Source organism: Novosphingobium sp. KA1 (assembly GCF_017309955.1).
GTDB lineage: Bacteria > Pseudomonadota > Alphaproteobacteria > Sphingomonadales > Sphingomonadaceae > Novosphingobium.
Genome location: NZ_CP021247.1, coordinates 2,094,047 through 2,116,312 on the forward strand (window position 1 = coordinate 2,094,047; position 22,266 = coordinate 2,116,312).

At 68.7% G+C, this 22,266-nt stretch carries 22 protein-coding genes and 1 riboswitch; of the genes, 16 read left to right on the forward strand and 6 right to left on the reverse strand.

Annotation, left to right across the window (positions count from 1 at the left end; genetic code table 11):
- Positions 1-24: 24 nt before the first annotated feature.
- Entirely contained in the window at positions 25-1,335 is a 1,311-nt protein-coding gene (locus CA833_RS10180) for a cobyrinate a,c-diamide synthase (RefSeq protein WP_207077956.1), read from the reverse strand.
- A 72-nt stretch (positions 1,336-1,407) separates the two neighbouring features.
- Positions 1,408-1,618: riboswitch (cobalamin riboswitch) on the forward strand.
- 273 nt (positions 1,619-1,891) lie between these two features.
- On the opposite strand from CA833_RS10180, the gene CA833_RS10185 reads away from it, so the two are divergent.
- From CA833_RS10185 to cobU, 8 genes are read left to right on the forward strand one after another with little or no spacing between them, the layout of a single operon-like run.
- The gene (locus CA833_RS10185; RefSeq protein ID WP_207077957.1) at positions 1,892-2,299 is read left to right on the forward strand and encodes a DUF1636 domain-containing protein; all 408 of its coding nucleotides are present in this window, start codon (positions 1,892-1,894) and stop codon (positions 2,297-2,299) included.
- Positions 2,296-3,345, forward strand: a complete 1,050-nt coding sequence (gene cobT / locus CA833_RS10190; protein ID WP_370584495.1) for a nicotinate-nucleotide--dimethylbenzimidazole phosphoribosyltransferase — start codon at positions 2,296-2,298, stop codon at positions 3,343-3,345. The genes CA833_RS10185 and cobT overlap by 4 nt, the downstream gene beginning before the upstream one ends.
- Before the next feature lie 36 nt (positions 3,346-3,381).
- Entirely contained in the window at positions 3,382-3,966 is a 585-nt protein-coding gene (locus CA833_RS10195) for a histidine phosphatase family protein (protein ID WP_142635619.1), read from the forward strand.
- Positions 3,967-3,979: 13 nt separating this feature from the next.
- Positions 3,980-4,705 (forward strand): adenosylcobinamide-GDP ribazoletransferase, encoded by a 726-nt coding sequence (locus CA833_RS10200; RefSeq protein WP_207080043.1) that lies wholly within the window; start codon positions 3,980-3,982, stop codon positions 4,703-4,705.
- Between the two features lie 14 nt (positions 4,706-4,719).
- Positions 4,720-5,700, forward strand: coding sequence for a threonine-phosphate decarboxylase (locus tag CA833_RS10205; RefSeq protein ID WP_370584578.1), 981 nt, complete (start codon positions 4,720-4,722; stop codon positions 5,698-5,700).
- Complete coding sequence (gene cbiB / locus CA833_RS10210) at positions 5,693-6,646, forward strand: adenosylcobinamide-phosphate synthase CbiB (RefSeq protein ID WP_207077959.1); 954 nt, start codon at positions 5,693-5,695, stop codon at positions 6,644-6,646. The genes CA833_RS10205 and cbiB overlap by 8 nt, the downstream gene beginning before the upstream one ends.
- Positions 6,634-8,088 carry a cobyric acid synthase gene (locus CA833_RS10215; protein ID WP_207077960.1) on the forward strand — a complete coding sequence of 485 codons (1,455 nt, stop codon included), beginning with the start codon at positions 6,634-6,636 and terminating at the stop codon, positions 8,086-8,088. Before cbiB ends, CA833_RS10215 begins: the two co-directional genes overlap by 13 nt.
- The gene (cobU, locus tag CA833_RS10220) at positions 8,085-8,591 is read left to right on the forward strand and encodes a bifunctional adenosylcobinamide kinase/adenosylcobinamide-phosphate guanylyltransferase (protein WP_142635613.1); all 507 of its coding nucleotides are present in this window, start codon (positions 8,085-8,087) and stop codon (positions 8,589-8,591) included. Before CA833_RS10215 ends, cobU begins: the two co-directional genes overlap by 4 nt.
- Before the next feature lie 133 nt (positions 8,592-8,724).
- On the opposite strand, the gene CA833_RS10225 is transcribed toward cobU, so the two are convergent.
- The 3 genes from CA833_RS10225 to CA833_RS10235 all read right to left on the reverse strand — a co-directional run bounded on the left by CA833_RS10225 (position 8,725) and on the right by CA833_RS10235 (position 12,954).
- Positions 8,725-10,608 (reverse strand): methyl-accepting chemotaxis protein, encoded by a 1,884-nt coding sequence (locus tag CA833_RS10225; RefSeq protein WP_207077961.1) that lies wholly within the window; start codon positions 10,606-10,608, stop codon positions 8,725-8,727.
- A gap of 193 nt (positions 10,609-10,801) precedes the next feature.
- Positions 10,802-11,638, reverse strand: coding sequence for a flagellin (locus tag CA833_RS10230; RefSeq protein ID WP_142635609.1), 837 nt, complete (start codon positions 11,636-11,638; stop codon positions 10,802-10,804).
- A 365-nt stretch (positions 11,639-12,003) separates the two neighbouring features.
- Positions 12,004-12,954 (reverse strand): MJ0042-type zinc finger domain-containing protein, encoded by a 951-nt coding sequence (locus tag CA833_RS10235; RefSeq protein WP_207077962.1) that lies wholly within the window; start codon positions 12,952-12,954, stop codon positions 12,004-12,006.
- Positions 12,955-13,115: 161 nt separating this feature from the next.
- On the opposite strand from CA833_RS10235, the gene ftsE reads away from it, so the two are divergent.
- From ftsE to CA833_RS10255, 4 genes are all read left to right on the forward strand, one after another.
- Positions 13,116-13,829: a cell division ATP-binding protein FtsE gene (ftsE, locus tag CA833_RS10240; protein ID WP_142635606.1), complete on the forward strand. Its 714-nt coding sequence runs from the start codon at positions 13,116-13,118 to the stop codon at positions 13,827-13,829.
- Positions 13,826-14,773 carry a cell division protein gene (locus tag CA833_RS10245; protein WP_370584496.1) on the forward strand — a complete coding sequence of 316 codons (948 nt, stop codon included), beginning with the start codon at positions 13,826-13,828 and terminating at the stop codon, positions 14,771-14,773. The genes ftsE and CA833_RS10245 overlap by 4 nt, the downstream gene beginning before the upstream one ends.
- A 29-nt stretch (positions 14,774-14,802) precedes the next feature.
- A complete protein-coding gene (locus tag CA833_RS10250) occupies positions 14,803-15,354 on the forward strand; it encodes a YdcF family protein (RefSeq protein WP_207077963.1) in 552 nt (183 codons plus the stop codon).
- A 95-nt stretch (positions 15,355-15,449) separates the two neighbouring features.
- Positions 15,450-16,112: a 1-acyl-sn-glycerol-3-phosphate acyltransferase gene (locus CA833_RS10255; protein ID WP_207080045.1), complete on the forward strand. Its 663-nt coding sequence runs from the start codon at positions 15,450-15,452 to the stop codon at positions 16,110-16,112.
- A gap of 79 nt (positions 16,113-16,191) precedes the next feature.
- On the opposite strand, the gene CA833_RS10260 is transcribed toward CA833_RS10255, so the two are convergent.
- Both CA833_RS10260 and CA833_RS10265 read right to left on the reverse strand, forming a co-directional pair.
- Positions 16,192-17,109 carry a prephenate/arogenate dehydrogenase family protein gene (locus tag CA833_RS10260; protein ID WP_207077964.1) on the reverse strand — a complete coding sequence of 306 codons (918 nt, stop codon included), beginning with the start codon at positions 17,107-17,109 and terminating at the stop codon, positions 16,192-16,194.
- Entirely contained in the window at positions 17,106-18,233 is a 1,128-nt protein-coding gene (locus CA833_RS10265; protein ID WP_207077965.1) for a histidinol-phosphate transaminase, read from the reverse strand. The genes CA833_RS10260 and CA833_RS10265 overlap by 4 nt, the downstream gene beginning before the upstream one ends.
- A 407-nt stretch (positions 18,234-18,640) precedes the next feature.
- Here CA833_RS10265 and CA833_RS10270 point away from each other — a divergent pair, with 407 nt between their 5' ends.
- The 4 genes from CA833_RS10270 to CA833_RS10285 all read left to right on the forward strand — a co-directional run bounded on the left by CA833_RS10270 (position 18,641) and on the right by CA833_RS10285 (position 22,204).
- Positions 18,641-19,765 (forward strand): homoserine O-acetyltransferase, encoded by a 1,125-nt coding sequence (locus tag CA833_RS10270; RefSeq protein ID WP_142637894.1) that lies wholly within the window; start codon positions 18,641-18,643, stop codon positions 19,763-19,765.
- Positions 19,758-20,213, forward strand: a complete 456-nt coding sequence (locus CA833_RS10275) for a GNAT family N-acetyltransferase (protein WP_242526031.1) — start codon at positions 19,758-19,760, stop codon at positions 20,211-20,213. The genes CA833_RS10270 and CA833_RS10275 overlap by 8 nt, the downstream gene beginning before the upstream one ends.
- Entirely contained in the window at positions 20,210-20,800 is a 591-nt protein-coding gene (gene metW, locus CA833_RS10280; protein ID WP_142635598.1) for a methionine biosynthesis protein MetW, read from the forward strand. Before CA833_RS10275 ends, metW begins: the two co-directional genes overlap by 4 nt.
- A gap of 417 nt (positions 20,801-21,217) precedes the next feature.
- Positions 21,218-22,204 (forward strand): sterol desaturase family protein, encoded by a 987-nt coding sequence (locus CA833_RS10285; RefSeq protein ID WP_142635596.1) that lies wholly within the window; start codon positions 21,218-21,220, stop codon positions 22,202-22,204.
- Positions 22,205-22,266 lie beyond the last annotated feature (62 nt).

The following is a 22,266-nucleotide window of genomic DNA, read 5'->3' on the forward strand; positions in this document are numbered from 1 at the left end:
GTGTGCGAAAATGTCAACCGGACTTTACCCTCCGGTCCGCGCACTCCTGCCGAACAATGCAGCAATCAGTACCGGAGCCGAGACAAAGTAGAGATGCATGTAGCTGGCGGTAAGTGAACCGCAGCGGAACAGCCGCTCGCCGGCTCGGCCGTCAGGGGTGCGGGCCTGGGCCAGCGGCGCGAGCGCGGTTTCGAGCGTGGAATAGTGGAAGGTGTGCCCGCGCAGGCGGTGTCCGTCCAGAATCGCCTCCTGCATGCCGAGCGCGGCAAGGCGCGACTGCATGCGTGCGCGGCCGGGCAGCAGGCCGAGCAGTTCGGCGCGGTTTTGCTCGGCGTCTTCCAGCGTCTCGCAAGCGTAGAGCATGCCTCCGCACTCGGCCAGGATCGGCTTGCCTGCCGCGTGATGGGCGCGGATCGCCGCCAGCATCGGGGTGTTTGCGGCAAGGCGGGCGAGGTGGAGTTCGGGATAGCCGCCCGGCAGCCAGACGGCGTCGCATTCGGGCAGAGCGCGGTCGGCCAGCGGCGAGAAAAACGCCAGCCGCGCCCCCGCGCGTTCGAGGAAGGCGAGGTTGGCGGGGTAGAGGAAGGCAAAGGCCGCGTCCCGGGCGATGGCCACGGTGGTCCCCGCCAGCGAGGGCAGCGGCTGCGCCGGGGCGGGCGCGGCAAAGGCGACCGGCTCCGGCAGCCAGAGCGCGGTTTCGGGCAGGAGATCCGCCGCGCGGTCCAGCCGTTCGGCAAGATCGGCGATTTCGCCCGCCTGCACCAGTCCGAGGTGGCGCGAGGGCAGGCCGATCGCAGGGTCGCGGCCCAGGCTGCCGAGCCAGCGCACGCCCCGCGGCATGCCCTGCTCCAGCAGCTGCGCGTGGCGGGCGCTGCCGACCCGATTGGCGAGCACGGCCGTCAGGTCGAGGCCGGGCTGGTAGGTCGCCAGGCCGTGGACCAGTGCGCCGAAGGTCTGCGCCATCGACGAGCCGTCGATCACCGCCATGACCGGCAGGCCGAAGCGCCGGGCGAGGTCGGCGGCCGAGGGATCGCCGTCGTAGAGGCCCATGACTCCTTCGACGAGGATGAGGTCGGCTTCCTGCGCGGCGGCGTGCAGCAGGCGGCGGCATTCCTCCTCGCCGACCATGAACAGGTCGAGCTGGTGCACCGGCGCGCCGCTGGCGACTTCGTGGATCATCGGGTCGAGGAAATCGGGCCCGCACTTGAACACCCGCACCCGCCTGCCCGCGCGGGCATGGCGGCGGGCGAGCGCGGCGGTGACCAGCGTCTTGCCCTGTCCCGAGGCAGGGGCGGCGATCAGCAGGGCGGGGCAGGAGGCGGTGTTGGCCGGCATCGTTGGGCGACTATGGGACTTCACCGCAGGGCGCAAGCTTCGCCCACTTGCCAGCCGTCCGTCCGCACGATAGTTGCCGGCCTCGCGAAAGGTTCCCCGCAAGGGGATGAAAAGGGAACGCGGGTCAGATGCCCGGGCTGCCCCTGCAACTGTAAGCGGCGAGCCGTTCGGCCAGACACGCCATTGGGAAGCAAGCCGCGCAATTGGCAAGGTTTCCTGAGAAGGCGGCCGGACCGGCCCTGACCCGTGAGCCAGGAGACCTGCCCGTCGCGGTCGTTCTTCGTCGGGACAGGGTGTGCCGGACGGACGGGGGAGTTTCCCTCGCGGAGCGACAGCCATTGCTCCGCCGGCCAAGCGCCCGGGCGGGGGACGCGGCCTGTCGTGCGGTGCCCATGCACCGGGACCCTGCCGATCCGTCCTTTGCCCGATCGCCGACCCGAAGGGGCATTCGATGTCGCGAGCGGGAAGGAAACTCCGTGAACTGTCGTGTTCTGGTCAGCCCCATCGGTGCATGTGCCGAAATCGATTGCTGTTTTGGCGCGGGGAGTGTCTGCCGATGCTGACCCCGGTCGAGCCCGGCCCTTCGGTGGTCGTCTGCAACACCTGCCGCCTTTCGGCCGATGCGCGCGAGGACGGGCAAGGGCGGCGCGGCGGCGCGCTGCTGGCCGAGGTGATGCGGGCGCTCCAGGCCGATGATCCCGCCCTGCAGGCGGTCGCGGTGCAGGAGATGGCCTGCCTGTTCGCCTGCCAGCGCCATTGCACCGTGCACATCCGCGCGCCGGGCAAGCTGGGCTACGTGCTGGGCGATTTCGAGCCCGGCGAGGAGGCTGCCCGCGCGATTCTCGACTATGCCTTGCGTCATGGTGAAAGCGCCGAAGGGCAGGTACCCTATCGCCAGTGGCCGGAAGGCGTGAAAGGCCATTTCATCACCCGCACTCCCCCTGAAGGGTTCCTGCCCGCATGAGCATGCCCACTGCCTCGGCTGCCCCCCCGATGTTTGCCGGCCGCGCCGCCTTTGCCGCCGCGCTGGCCGGTCTTCCCGTCCCCGATGATGCCGCGCTGGAGGCGGCGCGCGGGCGCCAGGCCAGCCTCACCAAGCCCGCCGGTTCGCTCGGGCGGCTGGAGGAGATCGCGGTGTTCATGGCCGGCTGGCAGGGCCGGGAACTTCCGCAAGCCGAGCGTATCCAGGCGGTGATCTTTGCCGGCAACCACGGCGTTGCCGCGCGCGGGGTGAGCGCCTATCCGCCCGAAGTCACCCGCCAGATGGTCGCCAATTTCGAGAACGGCGGCGCCGCGATCAATGCGCTGACCGCCGCCTGCGGTGCCGAGCTTGCGGTTGTTCCCATCGATCTCGACCGGCCGACCGGCGACATCACCGTGGAGCCGGCCTTGAGCGAGGGCGAGTGCCTGGCCGCGCTCAACATCGGCGCGGCGGCCGTGCGTCCCGGCAGCGACCTGTTGTTCGTGGGCGAGATGGGCATCGGCAATACCACGCCGGCCGCCGCGCTTTGCGCCAAGGTCTTCGGCGGTGCGGCGCAGGACTGGACCGGGCGGGGCACCGGACTCGACGATGACGGCCTTGCCCGCAAGGCGGCGGCGGTGGCGGCGGCGCTGGCGTGCCATGACGGTGCGCCGCGCGATGCCTTCGAGACGCTGCGCCGCCTCGGCGGACGCGAGATCGCGGCGATGGCAGGGGCCGTGCTGGCCGCGCGCCATTACCGCGTGCCGGTGCTGCTCGACGGGTTCATCTGCTGCGCCGCCGTGGCGCCGCTCATGGCCGACAATGGCGCGGCGCTCGACCACTGCCTGGCCGCCCATTGCTCGGCCGAGGCGGGGCACGTGCGGCTGCTGGACAGGCTCGGGCTGGATCCGCTGCTGCATCTCGGCATGCGGCTGGGCGAGGGATCGGGCGCGGCGGTGGCGGCGCAGATCGTGCGTTCGGCGCTGGCCGCCCATGCCGGCATGGCGACCTTTGCCGAAGCTCTGGTCGCCGGAAAGGCGACAGCATGAGGCGACAGCGTGAGGTGGCGGCATGAGCGGGGCTGCATGAACGGCATCCTTGTCCACCTGATGCGCCACGGCGCCCCGCGCGAACCGGGGCTCATGCTGGGGCACCGCGACGATCCGCCGACCCCGGCGGGCGTGGCGCGCTGCATGCTGCGCGCCGAACACCTGGCATTCGCGCAAGTCCTCTCGTCCGATCTGGCGCGGGCGAAAGTCCCCGCGCGGCAGATCGCGCATGCCCGCGGGGCGACGCACCGGGCCGACCGGCGCTGGCGCGAACTCGATTTCGGCGACTGGGACGGGCTTTCGCCGCACGACCTCGACCCTTCGTTGCAGGCCGCCTTCTGGGACGATCCCGATCTCTGCGCGCCGCCGCGCGGGGAACGCTGGTCGCAGCTGTGCCTGCGGGTCAACGAGGCCCTGTGCGGGATCTCCCGCGACACCCTCGTGGTCACCCACGGCGGGGCCATGCGGGCGGCGCTGGCGGTGCTGTTCGGTTTTGATCACCGCCAGATATGGGCGTTCGAATTTGCCTATTGCGCGGTGCTGAGCCTGCGCCTCTGGCCCGATGGCGAAGGGCGGATCTCCGCTGCGCAGATCGTTGCGCTGGATGGCGGCCGCTCATGATCCGGCGCTCATGATCCGCCGTATCGTCCTGGCGCTGCAGTTCCTCACCCGGCTGCCGCTGCCCGCGGTTCGCGCGGGCGAGGCGGACTTTGCCGGAGCCATCCTGTGGTTTCCGCTGGCAGGCGCGGCGGTCGGCGGGGCGGTGGCGCTCGGCTGGTGGCTGGGCCTGCTCTCGGGCGATGGCTGGATTGCCGCGCTGGCCGGACTGGCGGCGTGGACGGCGGTGACCGGCGCGCTCCATCTCGACGGGCTCGGCGATGTCGCCGACGGCGCCGGGGCCGCCCACAAGAGCGCCGGGGCAGACCGGGAGCGGATCTCGGCGGTCATGGCGGATCCGCATGTGGGCAGCTTTGCGGTGGTGGCCATCGTCCTGCAGCTCGCCGCGAAGCTGGTGCTGCTTCATGCGCTGCGGCCGGGGCAGGTCTGGGCCCTGTTGCTGGTGCCGGTGCTGGCGCGCATGGCGCCGCTTGCCTGGACGCTGCTGCTGGTGCCGCTGCACGAGGGGCTCGGCAGCCTGTTCCGCAAGGCCGTGCAATGGCGGCACGTCATCCTCTGGGGCGGGGCGGCGCTGGTGCTGGCGCTGGCCGTAGCGCCGCCGCTCCTGGCGCTGTTTGCCGCGGTGCCGCTCTGGGCATGGTGGCTGCGCAGCCGGATCGGCGGCATTTCGGGCGACGGCCACGGCGCCGGTATCGAAGTGACCGAGACCGCGCTGCTCGCCGCGCTGGTGCTGATCCGGTGAGCGGCGAGCCGGTGATCGACCATTTCCTCCACCACGGCGGCCGCCTGGCCGAGGCCGCGCGGCTGTTCGGCGGCGCTGCCGAGGACTGGCTGGACCTCTCGACCGGGCTCAATCCCGCGCCGTGGCCGGTGCCGCAGGCGTTCGCTCCGGACTGGCACGCCTTGCCCGATCCTGCTGCGCTCGCCGCGCTCGAAGCGGTGGCGGCGCGGCATTTCGGGGCCGATCCGGCGCTGTGCTGTGCGGTGCCGGGCAGCGAGGCGGCGCTGCGGCTGCTGGCGCGAATCCTCGATCTGCCGGGGCGGGCGCCGGTGCCGAGCTACCGCAGCCATGTCGAGGCCTTCGCAGTGTCTTGTCCCGTCCGGTTTGGCGAGGTCGCGGCGGCGGCGGAAACCTGTGTCATCGCCAATCCGGGCAATCCCGATGGCGTATTGCACTCGCCCGAGGCGCTGTGCGGCTGGGCGGACCGGATCGCCGGGCGTGGCGGCTGGCTGATCGTCGACGAGGCCTTTGGCGACTGCGCGCCGCAAGCCAGCCTTGTTGCGGCAGTGCGGCCCGAGGGCAGGTTGATCGTGCTGCGTTCCTTCGGCAAGTTTTTCGGCCTGGCCGGGGTGCGGCTGGGTTTTGTGCTGGCACCGCCGCCGATCCTGGCGAAGCTGCGCGCGGCAATGGGCAGCTGGCCGCTCCACGCAGGCGCGCTGGCGATCGGCACGGCGGCTTATGGCGATGCGGCCTGGATCGCGGCAACGCGCGCCGAGTTGCCGGGGCGCGCCGCCGCGCTCGATGCCGTGCTGGCGCGCCATGGGCTGGTGGCAGAGGGCGCCTGTCCGCTGTTCCGGCTCGTCACCGGCTGCCGCGCGGCCGAGCTGTTCGAACGCCTTGCCCGCGCCCGCATCCTGGTGCGGCCTTTCGCCGAGTTCCCCGGTTGGCTGCGCTTCGGCGTGCCTGCCGACCCTGCCGCCCTGGCGCGGTTGGATCGGGCCCTGCACAATGGCTGAGCCGACGATCCTCGCCGCCATGGCGCTCGAGGGCGCGCTGGGCTGGCCGTCCAGCCTCCATGCCCGTATCGGCCATCCGGTCGGGCTTTTTGCGAGGATCATCACCGGCTGCGAGCGGGCGCTCAACCGCCCTGCCCGGCCGGATTGGCAGCGGCGGCTGGCGGGCCTTGCGGCGATGCTGGCGCTGATCGGTATGGCGGCCTGCATGAGCGCGCTGGCGGTCCTCGGTGTCCGCGCGCTGGCGGGCCATTGGGCCTGGGCGGTGCTGGCGCTGCTGGCCTGGCCGGCGCTGGCCGCACGCAGCCTCGACGATCACGTGTCCCCGGTGCTGGCGGCGCTGGAGGCGGGCGACCTGGTCGCCGCGCGCCGCCGCGTCGGCATGATCGTCGGGCGCGAGACGCGGGAACTCGACGAGGCCGGGGTGGCCCGCGCCGCGATCGAGAGCCTTGCCGAGAGTTTTTGCGACGGTGTCGCAGCGCCGCTGTTCTGGCTTGTGCTGGGCGGCCTGCCCGGCGTCTGGGCCTACAAGGCGATCAACACGGCGGACAGCCTGATCGGCCATCCCGAGGAGCCGCTGCGCGCTTATGGCTGGGCGGCGGCGCGGATTGACGATCTGGTCAACCTGATCCCGGCGCGGCTGGCGGGGCTGCTGCTCTGCCTGGTTGGCGGGGGCGGCTGGGGCACCATGCTGCGCGACCATGCGCTGCATGCCTCGCCCAATGCCGGATGGCCCGAGGCGGCGATGGCAGGCGTGCTCGGCGTGAGGCTGGCGGGGCCGGTGCGGTACGACGGTGTAACGGCCGAAAAGCCGTGGATCGGCCGGGAGGGCGGCGAGGCGGGGGCCGCTGACTTGCGGCGGGCGCTGGGCGTCTATCGGCGCGCCTGCGCGGTGCTGGCATCAGGGGCATTGATCTTGGGAATCGCGGGGAGCGCATGGCAGGTTTGATGTTGCAGGGGACCGGCTCGGACGTCGGCAAGTCGGTGCTCGTGGCGGGGCTGTGCCGGGCCTTGTCCAATCGCGGGTTCAAAGTGCTGCCGTTCAAGCCGCAGAACATGTCCAACAACGCCGCCGTCACCCCCGAGGGCGGCGAGATCGGCCGCGCCCAGGCGCTCCAGGCGCTGGCGGCGCGGGCGCCGCTGCATGTCGACATGAACCCGGTGCTGCTCAAGCCCCAGGCCGACCGCACCTCGCAGCTGGTTGTTCACGGGCAGGTGCGCGGCACGCTGGGAAGCACCAATTTCCGCGAGGCGCGGCGCACTCTGCTGCCCGAAGTCATGGCCAGCTACCGGCGGCTGGAGGCGCGCTGCGACCTCGTGGTGGTCGAAGGCGCGGGCTCACCTGCCGAGATCAACTTGCGCGCGGGCGACATTGCCAACATGGGTTTTGCGCGCGAGGCCGACGTGCCGGTCGTGCTGATCGGCGATATCGACCGCGGCGGGGTGATCGCCTCGCTGGTCGGCACCCGGGCGGTGATCGCGCCTGACGATGCCGCCCAGATCCGCGGTTTCCTCATCAACAAGTTTCGCGGCGATCCGGCCCTTTTCGCGGACGGCTATGCCGCCATCGCGCAGCGTTCGGGCTGGCGCGGCTACGGCGTGCTGCCATGGCAAAGCGCGGTCGGCCGCTTGCCGAGCGAGGATGCCGTGGTGCTCGAACGCGGGCTGGGCGGGGCCTCGGGAAAGTGTCTCGTGGCCTGCCCGATCCTGCCGCGCATCGCCAATTTCGACGATCTTGATCCGCTCCGGCAGGAAAGCGGCGTGGAGGTGGCGATGATCCCGCCGGGCACGCCGATCCCGGCCGAAGCGGCGCTGATCGTGCTGCCGGGTTCCAAGGCGACAATGGCCGATCTCGCGTTCCTGAGGGCCGAGGGCTGGGACATCGACATCCTGGCGCACTATCGGCGCGGCGGCATGATCCTGGGTATCTGCGGCGGATTCCAGATGCTCGGCAGGACTATCGCCGACCCGCTGGGGATCGAGGGCCAGCCCGGCGAGATGGCCGGGCTCGGCCTGCTCGACGTGACCACGGTGCTGGGTCCGGCCAAGGCGCTGCGGACCGTATCGGGCGAGGCGCTGGGCGCCCGCTTCGAGGGTTACGAGATGCACATGGGCGTGACCACCCGGCATTCCGGTGCGCCGCTGGCGATGCTGGCGGATGAGCGTGCGGACGGTGCGCGCGATGCCGCTGGCCGCGTGCTGGGAACCTATTGCCACGGCCTGCTCGCCTCGACCGATCTGCGCGCGCAATTGCTGGCCCGGCTCGGCGCGGCAAGCGACCGGCGCGATCATCATGCCGAAGTCGATGCCGCGCTCGACGAACTGGCAGGGGCCATGGAGGCGCATCTCGACATCGACGGCCTCCTTGCGCTGACGGAGATGGCCCGATGATCAGCACGTTTGTTCTGGGCGGCGCGCGTTCGGGCAAGAGCCGCCATGCGCAAGGCTGGATCGAGGTGGTGGCGGGCCGTCTCGCCTATGTGGCGACCGGGCAGGCCTTCGACGACGAGATGGCGGCGCGCATCGCGCTCCACCAGGCAGACCGGGGCGAGCGCTGGACCACCATCGAGGCGCCGCTCGACCTCACCGGCGCCATCGCCCGCGCCTCGCGGGAGGCGGACGCGATCCTTGTCGATTGCCTGACGCTGTGGCTGTCGAACCTGATGATGGCCGAAATGACGTTGGCCCCGCAGTTCGATGCGTTGTGCCGGGCGATTGCCGATTGCCCGGTGCCGCTTGCGCTGGTGGCGAACGAGGTGGGGCTCGGGCTGGTGCCGGAAACCCCGTTGGGCCGCGCTTTTCGCGACGAGGCGGGGCGCCTCAACCAGCAGGTCGCCGCGGTTGCCGACAATGTGGTGTTTGTCGCCGCCGGACTGCCGCTGAAGTTGAAGTAGCAAAAAGGGCCGCCCCGGGGATCGGGGCGGCCCTTGGAAGATCATGGCCGGTCTTGCACCAAGACCGGCCATGACGTGCGTGGCATCACAATCGTGGAGCGGTCGATCCGATGCGGCCGGATCGGAAAGCGCTCTAGAAGTCCATCCAGTCGTCGTCCTGGCCGGTGGCGAGCGCGACGGGGGCCGCCTTGCGGACCGGGGCGACCTGGCTGGTGGTGATCGCGGCCGGCACCGCGCGCGGCGCGGGAGCCGGAGCGGGCGCCACGGCGCGCGGCTTGTAGCCGGCCACTTCGCCGCTCACCCGGAACATCGCCGCACGGTCGGCCAGCGCGGTCACCTCGCTGTTCAGGTTGCGCGCCGCGGCCGAGGTCTCCTCGACCATCGCCGCGTTCTGCTGGGTCGCCTGGTCCATCGTGCCGATCGCGGCGCTGATCTGGGTGATCGTCGAGGACTGCGCCTGGTTGTCGGTGGCGATGTTGCTGAGCAGCGAATGCACCTCGGAAACGTCGCCCGAGATGTTCTGCAGCGCGCCGTCGACCCGCTGCACCGCTTCCACGGCGGTGCCGATGTCGGTCTGGGTTGCGGTGAGCTGTTCGCGGGCGCGCTTGGCTTCCTCTTCCGAGCGCATCGCCAGCGCCGAGACGAGGTCGGCCACGACCGCGAAACCGCGGCCCGCATCACCGGCCCGGCCCGCCTCGACGGCGGCGTTCATGGCGAGCACGCGGGTCTGGAAGGCGATCTTGTCGAGGCCCTCGATCACCGAGTCGATGCCCTTGGCGCTCTCGCTGACGCGGCCCATCGCCTGGACCGCCTCGTCGGCGATCGAGCGGCCGGATTCGACCACGCCCATGGCGCCGTCGGCCCGCTCCACGGTGCGCCCCGCCGCCGAGGCGGTGGCGCGCAGGCGGCCGTCCATCTGGGTGATCGCCGCCGAGGTTTCCTCGAGGCTCGCCGCATTGCTTTCGGTGCGGCGGGCCAGGTCTTCGGAGGCCTGGGCGATCTCGCTGGAGCCGGTGCGGATGGCGTGGGTGCTTTCGGTCACCGCGCCGATGAGGTCGCGCAATGCGCCGACGGCCGAGTTGAAGTTGGTCTTCAGTTCGGCATAGGCAGGCGGGAACTCGGCCTTGATCGACTGGGTGAGGTCCCCCTCGCTGATCGCCTGGAGGCTGGCGCGCAGCGTGGTGGTGACGACTTCCTGCTCCTGCGCATTGCGGGCGTCGATCTCGGCGCGCCCTTCGGCGGCGACCCGGAACTGCTCTACCGCCTCGGCGATCTCGCCGATCTCGTCGCCGCGTTCGCGGTAGGGCACCTCGACATGGCCGCCTTCGGCCAGCGAGGTGGTGACATGGGCGATGCGCGTCATCGGCGCGGCGACCGAGCGGTTGATCAGCAGCCAGATCAGGACGATGCCGGCCATGCTGATGCCGGCCAGCGCGATGGCGAGGAAGGTCGCCTGTGCGGCGGTGGCATCGCCGTCCGCGGCCTTGGCGGCAGTGCGCTCACGCAGGGTGTCTATCAGCTTTTCGGTCTGTTCGATGGTGTCGTGCGAGGCGGCCTTGCCCTCCTTCTTGATCATCGCCATCGCGCCGGGGAAATCGCCGCTGGTGCGCAAGTCGAACGTGCGCTTGTTGACGTCCTTCAGCGTCTGTGCGTTGCGGCGCAGCAGGGCGATGTCGGATTCGAAGGCCGGATCGGCGACGGCGTCGAAAGCGTCGATCGACTTGGCCAGCGCGTCTTCACCCTTGGCAAGGCGGTCGCGCAGCTTGGCGGCGTCCTCGGTGCTGGCGGCGTTGTAGTAGCTGTAGACGACGATCCGCAGCTCCTTGACGTCGCTGATGACGTCGACCAGCGCGGACATCCCGCCGATGCCCTTCTCGACGTGGGTCTGCGCGATGTCGTTGAGCTCCCGGGTGGCCAGGTAGCCGTTGATGCCGACAGCGGCGATCATGAGATTGATGATGGAGAAGGCAGCCCACAACTTCTTGGGCAAGCTCCAGTTGTCTAGGAAATCAAGCATCTTGGTCCATTTCCGGCTTGAAAACGGCCGCTCCCCCATTGGTGGGCCATGATTATTATAGAAGGGCGCGGCAGGGCAGCCTCGGCGCGGGGGCCGGGAAACGCCCAAAAAAAGAGGCCGAGGTGGCGAACCACCCCGGCCTCCATGACGTTCCGGCCTTTCGCCTGGGGGCTGAAAAGGCCGTCGGCCTTCCTTAACGGAAGAGCGACAGGATCGTCTGCGGTGCCTGGTTGGCGATCGACAGAGCCTGGACGCCCAGCTGCTGCTGGACCTGCAGGGCCTGAAGCTTCGCCGATTCCTTGGCGAGATCCGCGTCGACGAGGTTACCGATGCCGGTTTCGATCACGTCGCTCAGGTTGCTGGTGAATTCCAGCTGACCGTCGATCTGGCGCGACTTGGCGCCCAGCGTCGAGAGCTGCGTGTTGAGGGCGTCCGACAGCGCGTCGAGGTTGTCGACGGTGCTCGCAGCGGCGGTGGCCGAAGCGAGGTCCGAGCTGCCCGACAGGCCGCTGAGGGTGGCCGAACCGCCGCTCAGACCGCCGATGTTGACGCTGGAGACAGTCAGCAGGTTGCCGGTGTCGAGCGTCTGCAGCGAGCTCACCGAGCCGCCGCTGCTGTCGAGCAGGTTCACGCCGTTGAAGTCCGACGACGAGATGATCGAGTCGATCTGCGACTTGAGGCCGTCGTAGTCCTTCTGGAGGGCTTCGAGCGTACCCGAGTCGGTGGCCGAAGCTGCTTCGTAGGCCTTGGACTTCATGTCGTTGATGAGGTCCGAGATCTGCTCAGCGCCCGAAACCGCGACGTCAACAACCGACTTGGCGTTGTTGAGCGACGAGGTCACCGCGGTGAGACCACCCTGGTCGCCACGCAGGGTCTGGGCGACGGTGTACTTGGCCGAATCGTCCTTGGTCGAAGCAACGTTCAGACCAGTGTTGATGCGGCTCTGGGTGGTTTCCATGGAGCGGTTGGTAGCATTCAGCGACTGCAGAGCAGCCATTGCGCCGGCATTGGTGTTGACGGAAAACGCCATTGGTTCATTCCTTCTTGAATGGTGAGGCCGAGTTCTGCGGCCTGGACCGGAGTACGCCGGTCCGCGTGCGATCCCGTTTCTTCAGGTTCGCATGACTCTTCTAGGAAGGGGGCGCAGTGGTCGGTGCCGCGGGCGCGAATTATTTGACAGGGGCGCGTGCAACACGCGGCAAGATTTGCCGGTCTGGGGACGGGCTGTGCCGAAATGGGCAGCATTGCGCGGGCGCGCGGCAAGGTTCGCAGCACGCGGGGAAAAACCTGCCGCTATCAGGCGGCAGAGTGCCGTGGACGGCAGGTCGGCGGGGGCGCTCGGGGGGAGGTTTTGTCCGCGGGGCTACCTCGAGGTCGCCTCCGGCCGGTTCGGGGTCAGTCGGGCTTCCAGCCGATCTCGGCGGCGGCGGCGGACTTGGGAATGTCGGTCAGCGCTTCGTTGACGGTGATCGCCTCGCCCGGCTTCAGCTTGCGCTTGGAGGGGACGAGTTCCTTTTCGTAGACGATGCGGTCGCGCTTGTCGCGCAGCGCCACGAGCAGCGAGGGCACGTAGCGGGTCTCGCTGCCGGTATTGCTGATCGTGCCGGAAACCGAGAAGAACTCGCTGCCATCGGGCAGGGGCTTGCGGTCCTGGCGCTTGCGCGGGAAGTCCAGCTGGAGGTCGGCGGGGGCCTTCGAGAAGGTCTGCGTCGGGATCGGCAGCCAGTCGGGCAGGCCGCCGAAAGCGACCGCGCCGGTCAGTGCCAGCGTCGCCCCGGCAAATACCACCGAGGCGATCGTCGCCAGCTTGGCCCAGTTGCGGCGCGGGCGGAACGGCGGCGCGAAATCGAAGCTCGACGGCCCCTCGTCGGCATAGTGCGGCGCGGTGGTGTCGTCGTAGTAACCGGCAGCCTTGCGCGCGGCGGATGCGGTGCCGACCGGCGCGGCGACCGGATCGCTTTCCGGTTCCGGCGCGGCTTGCGGTGCGGGCGCTGCCGGGGCGGGCACCCGCACGGCCGGCATGCGCGGCGGGATCGAGAAGCCCGGCGCGGGCTCGGCGGCATGGCTATAGGCAGGCTGCGCGGGGGCAGGCTGTGGGGGGGCGGCCTGAACTGCGGCAGGAGCGGCCTGCGCGGCCACGGGTTCGGGTCGCGCGGCGGCCGGTTGCTGCGGTGTTGCCGGGACTGCTGCCGCGGCGCCGGCCGTCTCCATCGCGCCGTCGATGGCGGGGCCTTCCTGGAACCAGCTGTGGCGACACTTGGCGCAGCGCACGGTGCGGCCATCGATACCGACCGCGCTGTCCGGCACGGCATAACGCGTAGAGCAAGCGGGGCAGGCGATAATCATGGTCTCGAAACTATAAGCACGACTGACTCGCCCCCGACAAGCGCCAGACCTGTGGGCACAGGCCGGAGCGCTCTTTTTTCCACACTGAATGCGGGTTAGGTGTGGATAGTCGCCCGTTCGGATCGACTTGTCCCCTGATTAGGCTTTTAGACCAGACGAGCATGACCGCGGACGGCGAAATCATCCATTTTGACAATGTCGGCCTGCGCTATGGCACCGATCGCGAGGTGCTGAGCGACCTGACCTTCACGCTGTTCGCCGGACGTTTCTATTTCCTCACCGGGGCGAGCGGGGCCGGCAAGACCTCGTTGCTGCGGCTGCTCTATCTCGCCCAGCGCCCCTCGCGCGGGGCGATCCGCATGTTCGGCACCGATGCCATTACCTTGCCGCGTGCGCGCCTGCCGGTGTTGCGGCGGCGGATCGGCGTGGTGTTCCAGGACTTCCGCCTGATCCCGCACTTGTCCGCCTTCGACAACGTGGCGCTGCCCTTGCGCGTCGCCGGGCATCAGGAGCGCGACATCTTCGGGCCGGTGCGCGACATCCTCGAATGGGTGGGGTTGGCCGACCGGCTGGATGCGCGGCCCGCCACGCTTTCGGGCGGCGAACAGCAGCGCGTCGCCATCGCCCGCGCGGTGATCGCCCGGCCCGCGATGCTGGTGGCCGACGAGCCGACCGGCAACGTCGATCCCGAGATGGCGCAAAAACTCATGCGTCTGTTCGAGATGCTCAACCGGCAGGGGACGACGGTGGTGGTCGCCACCCACGATCTCGACCTGCTGCGCAAGGTGTCGGACAGCCTGATCATGCGGCTCGATCGCGGGCGGCTGTCCGATCCCACCGGAGCGCTGCGCTATCCGCCGAGGAAACCGGCATGATCTTCGCCAAGACCCCGACGGACGGCGCCCCCCGCCTCGGCTGGCGGCGGCTGGGCGTGCGCAGTGCCGAACTGGTGCCGCAGGCGCGCATGGCAGGGCCGATGCCCTGGGTGATCGCGATCATGGTAGCGCTGACCGCCATCGCGCTTGCCGCCGGTCTTGCCATCGGCAATGCGGTAACGTCCGCCCGCGCCGAGATCGAGGGCGGGGTGACCGTCCAGCTGCTCGAACCGCGCGCGGACGTGCGGGCGCGCGAGACCCGCGCGGCGATCGATGCCCTGAAGCGCCAGCCGCGCATCGCCGGGCTCAGGCAGGTTCCCCAGGCCGAGCTCGATGCGCTGATCGAACCCTGGCTGGGTACCGAGATCGCGGCGCCCGGCAGCACCAGCTCGGCCATCCCGGTGCCCGCGCTGATCGACGTGCGGCTGAACGCAGCCGCAACGCCCGCGCGGCTGAAGGCGCTGGAAACGGCGCTGGCCCCGGTTGCCCCCTCGGCCCGCATCGATGCCCAGGCCAGCTGGCTGAAGCCGGTGTTCGACGCGATGGTCTCGCTGCAGGTCCTGGCGATCGCGCTGGTGGCGCTCCTGGCCTTTGCACTGGCGGCGGCGGTCCTGCTGGCGGCGCGCTCGGCGCTCGGGGCCAACCGCGAGGTGATCGAGATCGTCCACTTGCTCGGCGGCACCGATGCCCAGGTCGCGCGGGTGTTCCAGCGCTCGATCGGGCTCGACGCGGCGGGCGGCGGCGCGGTCGGGCTGGCGCTGGCGATGGTGGTGATCCTCTCGATCGGGCGGCGCTTCGGCGGCCTCGGCGCCGGCATGGTGGACAGCGGCGCGCTGGTGTGGACCGACTGGCTGCTGCTGGCGCTGGTGCCGCTGCTCTCCACTCTGCTGGCGATGCTGACGGCGCGTTTCACAGTGCTGCATGCCTTGCGCAAGATGCTATAGTGCCCACGGATTTGTAACGTAGCTCGCTCATGTTCCGTCGTACCGCTGCCTTCCTGCTGCTGTTCTGGCTGTTCGGCTTCATCTGGTTTGCCGTTGCGCTGCCGGATCCCCTGCCGCTGTCCGAACGCACCGATGCCGTGATCGTGCTCACCGGCAGCCGCGGGCGGATCGAGCGCTCGCTGGCGGTGCTGGCCCACAAGGGCGCGCCGCGCCTGCTGATCTCGGGTGTCGACCGCGAGGTGCGCCCCGGCGAACTGGCGGCCGAGTACCGCATTCCCGATGCGCTGATGAAGTGCTGCATCACGCTGGGGTACGAGGCCTACGACACCCGCTCCAACGCGCTGGAAGCGGAAGACTGGATCATCCGCCACAAGGTCCGCTCGGTCCGGCTGGTCACTGCCGACTGGCACATGCGGCGCGCCGCCTACGAACTGGCGCGCGAACTGCCCAAGGGCGTGGTCATCCGCGCGGACGCGGTGCCCTCGCACCCCAGCCTCGGCATCCTCTTTCTCGAATTCCACAAGTATATCGGGCGCATGGCGCTCGATACCTGGAACAGCCCTCCCTGGAAGAAATCTTGACCCGCAATTCGCCTGAAATCACGCCGGACACGCCTGCCACCCCGCTCGACGTGATCCGCAGCCTGGTGTTCTACCTGGTGTTCTATCCCGGCACGATGGTCTGCGTGATGCTGGTCTGGCTGGCCTCGCTGATCGGCGACGGGCCGATGCGCGCGCGGGTGCGCGGCTGGGCACATTTCCACCGCCTGTGCTGCCGCTGGATACTGGGCATCGGGCTGCGGATCGAGGGCGAGGTCCCGGAAGGCGGCGTGCTGGTGGCGCTGCGCCACGAAAGCTTCTTCGAGGCGATCGACCTGCCCATGCTGCTGCGCCTGCCGGTGCCGTTCCCCAAGGCGGAACTGATGGACATTCCCGGCTGGGGCTGGGCGGCAAGCCACTACGGCGCCGTCACCGTCTCGCGCGAGGAAGGGGCCAAGGCGCTCAGGGCGATGGTTTCCTCGGCACGCGGTTTTGCGGCGCAGGGCCGCCCGCTCGCAATCTTCCCCGAAGGCACCCGCGTGGCCAGCGGTGTCGCGGTGCCGCTGCAATCGGGCTTTGCCGGGATCTACAAGCTGGTGAACCTGCCGGTGGTGCCGGTGGCGGTGGATTCCGGGCGGTTCTACCATCGGCGCTGGAAAAAACCCGGCACCGTGGTGATGCGCTTCGGCACGCGCATCGAGACCGGCCTCCCGCGCGAGGAGATCGAGACGCGCGTGCAAGCGGCGATCAATGCCTTGAACGCGCACTATTCGGCGGCAAAGGGGGCGGCGGAAGGCTGAGGGGCCTCCGGCCGAGAACCGGGGGCCTATTCAGGCAGCGGCACCCGGACGTGTGCCGCGCAGGCCTGCCATTTGCCGGTTACTTCTCGTTTTCGTGATCGTTGCGGCCGAAGTCGGGGCGGGAATCGTCCTGCCCTTCCTCGATGATCGAGCGGCGGATCGCGCGGGTGCGCTTGAACTGGTCGAACAGCATGTCGCCGTCGCCCACGCGGATCGCGCGTTGCAGCGCGGTCAGGTCCTCGGTGAAGCGCTGGAGCATCGTCAGCACCGCGTCCTTGTTGGACAGGAACACGTCGCGCCACATCGTCGGATCGGAGGCGGCGATGCGCGTGAAGTCGCGGAAGCCGCCCGCCGAATACTTGATGACCTCGCTCTGCGTCACGTCCTCGAGATCAGAGGCGGTGCCGACGATGGTATAGGCGATGAGGTGCGGCAGGTGGCTGGTCACGGCAAGCACGAGGTCGTGGTGCTCGGGCGTCATGATCTCGACATTGGCGCCGAGGGCCTCCCAGAAGCCGACGAGATCGCTCAGCTTGAGCATGTCGGTGGTGGCAGGCGGGGTGACGATGCACCAGCGGTTGCGGAACAGGTGCGCGAAGCCGGCGTCGGGGCCGGAGTTCTCGGTGCCGGCCACCGGGTGCGCGGGGATCACCATGTGATCGGGCAGCGCCGCGCCAAGGTCGCGGGCGATGGCCTGCTTGCTGGAGCCGACATCGCTGACCAGGCAATGCGCGGGCAGCGCCTCGCGCACTTGCTCGGCGGCCATGCCCATGGCGCCCGGCGGCACGCAGAAGATCACCAGATCGGCATTGCGCACGGTGTCCGCAGGCGTTTCGCAGACTTCGTCCACCAGTCCGCGCTCGGCGGCGCGGGCGCGGTGGGCGGGGCTGAGATCGTAGCCGGTGGTGCGGGCGCGGGGCAGGTAGGCCTTGACCGCAAGGCCGATGGAGCCGCCCTGCAGGCCGAGCCCGATGATCGCGATATTGCGGAAGGTCACTTGGTCGCTTCCGCCATCTCGCGAAGACCCTCGGCGATGGCGTCCATGTCTTCCGGCTTGCCGATGGTGATGCGCAGCGCCTGCGGCAGGCCCTGACCCGGCAGCCAGCGCACGATGTAGCCGCGATCGGCGAGGCCATCGAACGCGGCCTCGGCGCTCAGCGCGCCTTCGAACAGCACCAGCACGAAGTTCGCCTGTGTCGGCAGCGGACGCAGCCCGTGGTTGCCGAGCGCGATCAGCTTGCTGACGAAGCGGGCGCGCTCGTCGCGGTTGTGCACGCGGCTGGCTTCGACGAAAGCATCGTCGGCAAGCGCCGCCAGCGCCATCGCCTGCCCGGTGGCCGAGACGTTGAACGGCCCGCGAATGCGGTTGAGCGTGGCGACCAGTCCCGGCGCGCCGGTGGCCCAGCCGATGCGTTCCCCCGCAAGGCCGAAGATCTTCGAGAAAGTGCGCGTCACCAGCACATTGTCGTGCGCGGCGGCCAGCGCCAGCGAACCGTCATCATCCTCGGGTGCGACATATTCGCCGTAAGCCTGGTCGAGCACCAGCAGCACGTCGGCCGGAAGCCCGGCGTGGAGGCGCGCGATCTCGCCCCCCGGCAGGAAGGAGCCGGTCGGGTTGTTGGGGTTGGCGACAAAGACCACGCGGGTCTTTTCGGTGACCAGAGCCAGCAGCGCGTCGACATCGGTGCCGTAGTCGGCATCGGGCGCGACCACCGGGGTCGCCCCGCAGCGCCGCGCGGCGATGTCGTAGACCGAGAAGCCGTAGCGCACGTAGATCACTTCGTCGCCGAGCCCCGCGTAACCCTGCGCGGCAAGGTTGAGCAGTTCGTCCGAGCCGGTGCCCATCACCACGCGGGCGGCATCGAGTCCGTGCTTCGCCGCGATCGCAGCGCGCAGCGCGGTGCTGTCCGGGTCGGGATAGAGCGCCGGGGCCTGTGCCCGTGCCTCAAGCGCGCGGGCGCTGGTGCCGAGCGGGTTCTCGTTGGCGGACAGCTTGATCAGCGGCTTGCCGTCTTTCCCCTTCGACTTGCCGGGCACATAGGCATGGATCGCGTCGATCCACGGCTTGGGCTGCGGGGCTTGGCGCGATTGGTGGGGGGCGATGGTCTGGCTGTCGGTCATGATGGGCGGCCTATTAGCCCAGCAGGCGTGCGAAGGACAGAGGGCGATTTGGCCGGCGGGAACGGATCGATCGGGCGCGGCGGCGGGCTCATCACAATGCTGCGCCGTTCCTGAGCCAAGCTTCCGACATATTACCCCGTCGCCCCCGCGAAGGCGGGGCCCCGCTAATTCTTGTTCTTGTTTGCGGCGTGGCAAAAAGGAAGCGGGATCCCCGCCTTCGCGGGGATGACGAGCTTTGGTTGGTCGCGTGCTTTGTAAGAATTCCTTTGGATCAACGCCGCTCAGCCTGAGCGGGGCTGGGAGGTAGCGGCCTGCCATGCGAAACGAAAATGCGCGTCCACGCACTTTTCAAACCGGCCAGAACAATTGACAGCGGGCAGGGCGTCCCCCACTTGGCTCAGTTCATCATGGCAAGCACGCAGATCACCGACTCCAGTCAGGTTCTCGAACTGACCCAGCCGCTCCCGCTCGATGGCGGGCAGAGCCTTCCCGGCGCGCGCATCGCGTACGAGACGCACGGCACGCTGAGTGCCGCGAAGGACAACGCGATCCTGATCTGCCACGCGCTGACGGGCGACCATCACGTCGTCTCCAACCACCCCAAGACCGGCAAGCCCGGCTGGTGGGTGCGCATGGTCGGCCCGGGCAAACCGATCGACACGAACCGCTTCTTCGTGATCTGCGCCAATGTCATCGGTTCGTGCATGGGCTCCACCGGCCCGGCCAGCCTTGCCGAAGACGGCAAGCCTTGGGGCATGCGTTTCCCGGTCATCACCGTGCGCGACATGGTGCGCGGCCACGTCGCCCTGCTGGACGCGCTCGGGATCGAGAGCCTCTATGCCGTTGTCGGTGGATCGATGGGCGGCATGCAGGCACTGAGCCTGGCCTCCAACTTCGCCGACCGCACCCGCGCGGCGCTGGTGATTGCCTCCACCGCGCGGCACTCGGCGCAGAACATCGCTTTCCACGAAGTGGGCCGCCAGTCGATCATGGCCGATCCCGAATGGCGCGAGGGCGCCTATTACGATCACGGTAAAGGTCCGGAGAAGGGCCTCTCCGTCGCACGCATGGCCGCGCACATCACCTATCTGTCGGAAGCGGGCCTGACCGAGAAGTTCGGCCGCCGGTTGCAGGACCGCGAGGAAAAGACTTTCGGCTTCGACGCCGATTTCCAGATCGAGTCCTACCTGCGCTATCAGGGTCTGGCCTTTACCGACCGCTTCGATGCGAACTCGTACCTCTATATCACCCGCGCGATGGACTACTTCGACCTTGCCGAGGAGCATGGGGGCCTGCTCGCCAATGCGTTCGCCCAGTCGAAGGCGCGCTTCTGCCTCGTCAGCTTCGATACCGACTGGCTCTACCCCACGGCGGATTCGCGTAACGTGGTGCACGCGCTCAATGCCGCCGGGTTGCCGGTGAGCTTTGTCGAACTGTCCGCCCCTTACGGGCACGACTCGTTCCTGCTGGACGTGCCGGCGCTCGACCGCGTGGTCGAAGGTTTCCTTGGAGAAAGCCGGCCAAATGCCTGATACCGACATGCCCGATATCGAACTCAGCGACGACACCTCGCGGCTGGATATCGCGCGCATCCACGCCTGGCTGGCGTCGAGCTACTGGACGCCGGGCATCGCGCGCGAACAGGTCGAGCGCCAGATCGCCGGTTCGCACTGCCTCGGCGCCTACCTCCCCGATGCCACGATTGTCGCTTTCGCCCGCGTCATTTCCGACCGCGCCAGCTTCGCCTGGCTGGCGGACGTCTGGGTGGATGAGAGCGTGCGCGGGCAGGGCCTCGGCACCAAACTCGCCCGCTGGTTCGTCGAGCATCCCGAATATGCCGGTGTGCGCCGTTTCGGCCTTGCCACCAAGGATGCCCACGGCGTCTATGCCAAGCTGGGCTTCACTCCGCTGGCACGGCCCGACCGGCTGATGGAAAAGCTTTCCGGTCCCTTCGCGGCGATTCTGGAGCAGGATGGATGAGCCTGCTCCGCCCCGATCTTGCGGTGATCGCCGCCAATGTCGCGCCGGGATCGCGTGTGCTCGACGTCGGCTGCGGCGACGGCACGCTGATGCAGGCTTTGCGTGACGACACGCGCTGCGATGCGCGCGGCATGGAACTTGATTCCGCCGACGTCGGCCTCTGTGTCGGCAAGGGCCTCTCGGTGATCCAGGGCGATGCCGACAAGGACCTGGCCTTCTATCCCGACCAGTCGGTCGATTACGCGATCCTCTCGCAGACCTTGCAGACGACCATGCGTCCCGACGTGGTGCTGGAAGAACTGCTGCGCATCGGCCGCCGCGCCTTCGTCAGCTTCCCCAACTTCGCGCACTGGCGCGTGCGGCTCTCGCTGCTGTGGGGTGGCCGCATGCCGGTGACGCGCCTGTTGCCGATCCCCTGGTATGCGACGCCGAACATCCACCACCTGACCGTGGAAGACTTCCGCGAACTGGTGAGGGAGCGCGGGATCAAGGTGGAAGGCGCCTGGTTCCTCTCGGGCGACAAGCAATGCAGCGCGGCGGCGGCCAACTTCCGCGCCGAACACGCGGTGTTCCTGCTCTCGCGTTAGACGCGTAGGGGCTGAGCGCCCCTTCGCGGCCAAATGCCGCGAAATTCCCCTGCATTCCCAAGCTCGTTGTGGTGGGTTGTCCCGGTGAAAGCCGGGGGTGCCGCGGGCCGCATTCGGCCCATGCGGAGCGATTCGTTTCGCATTCGCACATGAGCGATTTCGCGAGCCGGCAACGCCCCCGCGCCAGCGCCATGACCTTGCAAAACGCCCGAGGCATATGGTCCGACTTGCCGAAGGGCGCTCAGAATCTTGCGGAAATCCGCCAGTCCCGAGCGGTGACATGTCGCATCTGGATGTTGCGCGGCAACATCGTCATAATCCTGTAGACCTTGCGGCGAGTCCGTATTACCATACTCTCAATTAGTATTACTGAAGTGGGTAGCCGATTAATACGAAATTGATGCGAAGGGCAGGCGTATGGACGGAGTTCTCGTTGGCAAGAGGCTGATCGGCACGCAATCACCGGTGACGGTGGGATGGGAGAACATCCCGCGCGTCGAAGGCGGGCCCTTCAAGCAGGTGTTTTTCACCTGGTTCCAGCCCACCGTGCTCTTCGGACTGCTTGCCTTCTGGTACTACGCGCCCAATTCCATCGCCAAGGCATCGACCGCGATCGGCATCGGCATCGGCTTCAAGGTGCTGCTGCTGACGATGGAGTACTTCTTTCCCCGCTACGAAAGCTGGCGGCTGACCTGGAAGGAATTCACCACCGACCTGTTCTATGTCGGACTTGGCTATACCGCGCTGCGGCTGGTCGACAACTACATCGGCGACGGCGTGATGATCGAGGCGATCCAGCATGCCTTCAACTGGGAGAAGTTCAGCTGGTTCACCGGCCTGCCGCTGCTGCTCCAGGCGTTCCTGATCGCCTTCATCTTCGATTTCGGCCAGTACTGGATGCACCGGGGCATGCACAACTGGTACCCGCTCTGGCTGACCCATTCGGTGCACCACTACATCACCCAGCTCAACATCAACAAGGGCGCGGTGGGCAACCCCACCGAGCTGTTCCTGATTGGCCTGGGCATCGGCGGCTTCTTCGATTTCCTGCCGCGCGCCGCGATGCTGGCCGGGACCTTCGGCATGGCGATCAGCACCTACCAGCATATCAACGTGCGTTTCAACACGCCGCGCTGGTGGCGCTTCCTGTTCAACACGACCGAGCATCACAGCGTCCACCACTCGCGTGATTACGAGGCGAGCCGCAGCAACTATTCCAATACTTTCGTCTTCATCGACCGCATCTTCGGGACCTGCGTCGATGGTGAGGCCGAGCTGCTCGGCATGGAAGGCGGTCGTCGTATGTCGATCCGCGAGCAGATGACCTACACATTCACGGAAGGCTGGAAGACGCTGAAGGAAAAGTTCCGCCACCAGGAACCAGCCGCCGTTCCTGCCGAATGATCTGCGCGGGCGCGCTCCCGCCGCGCCCGCTTCCCTTTTGTCCATCCCCTGCATCCGCCGGC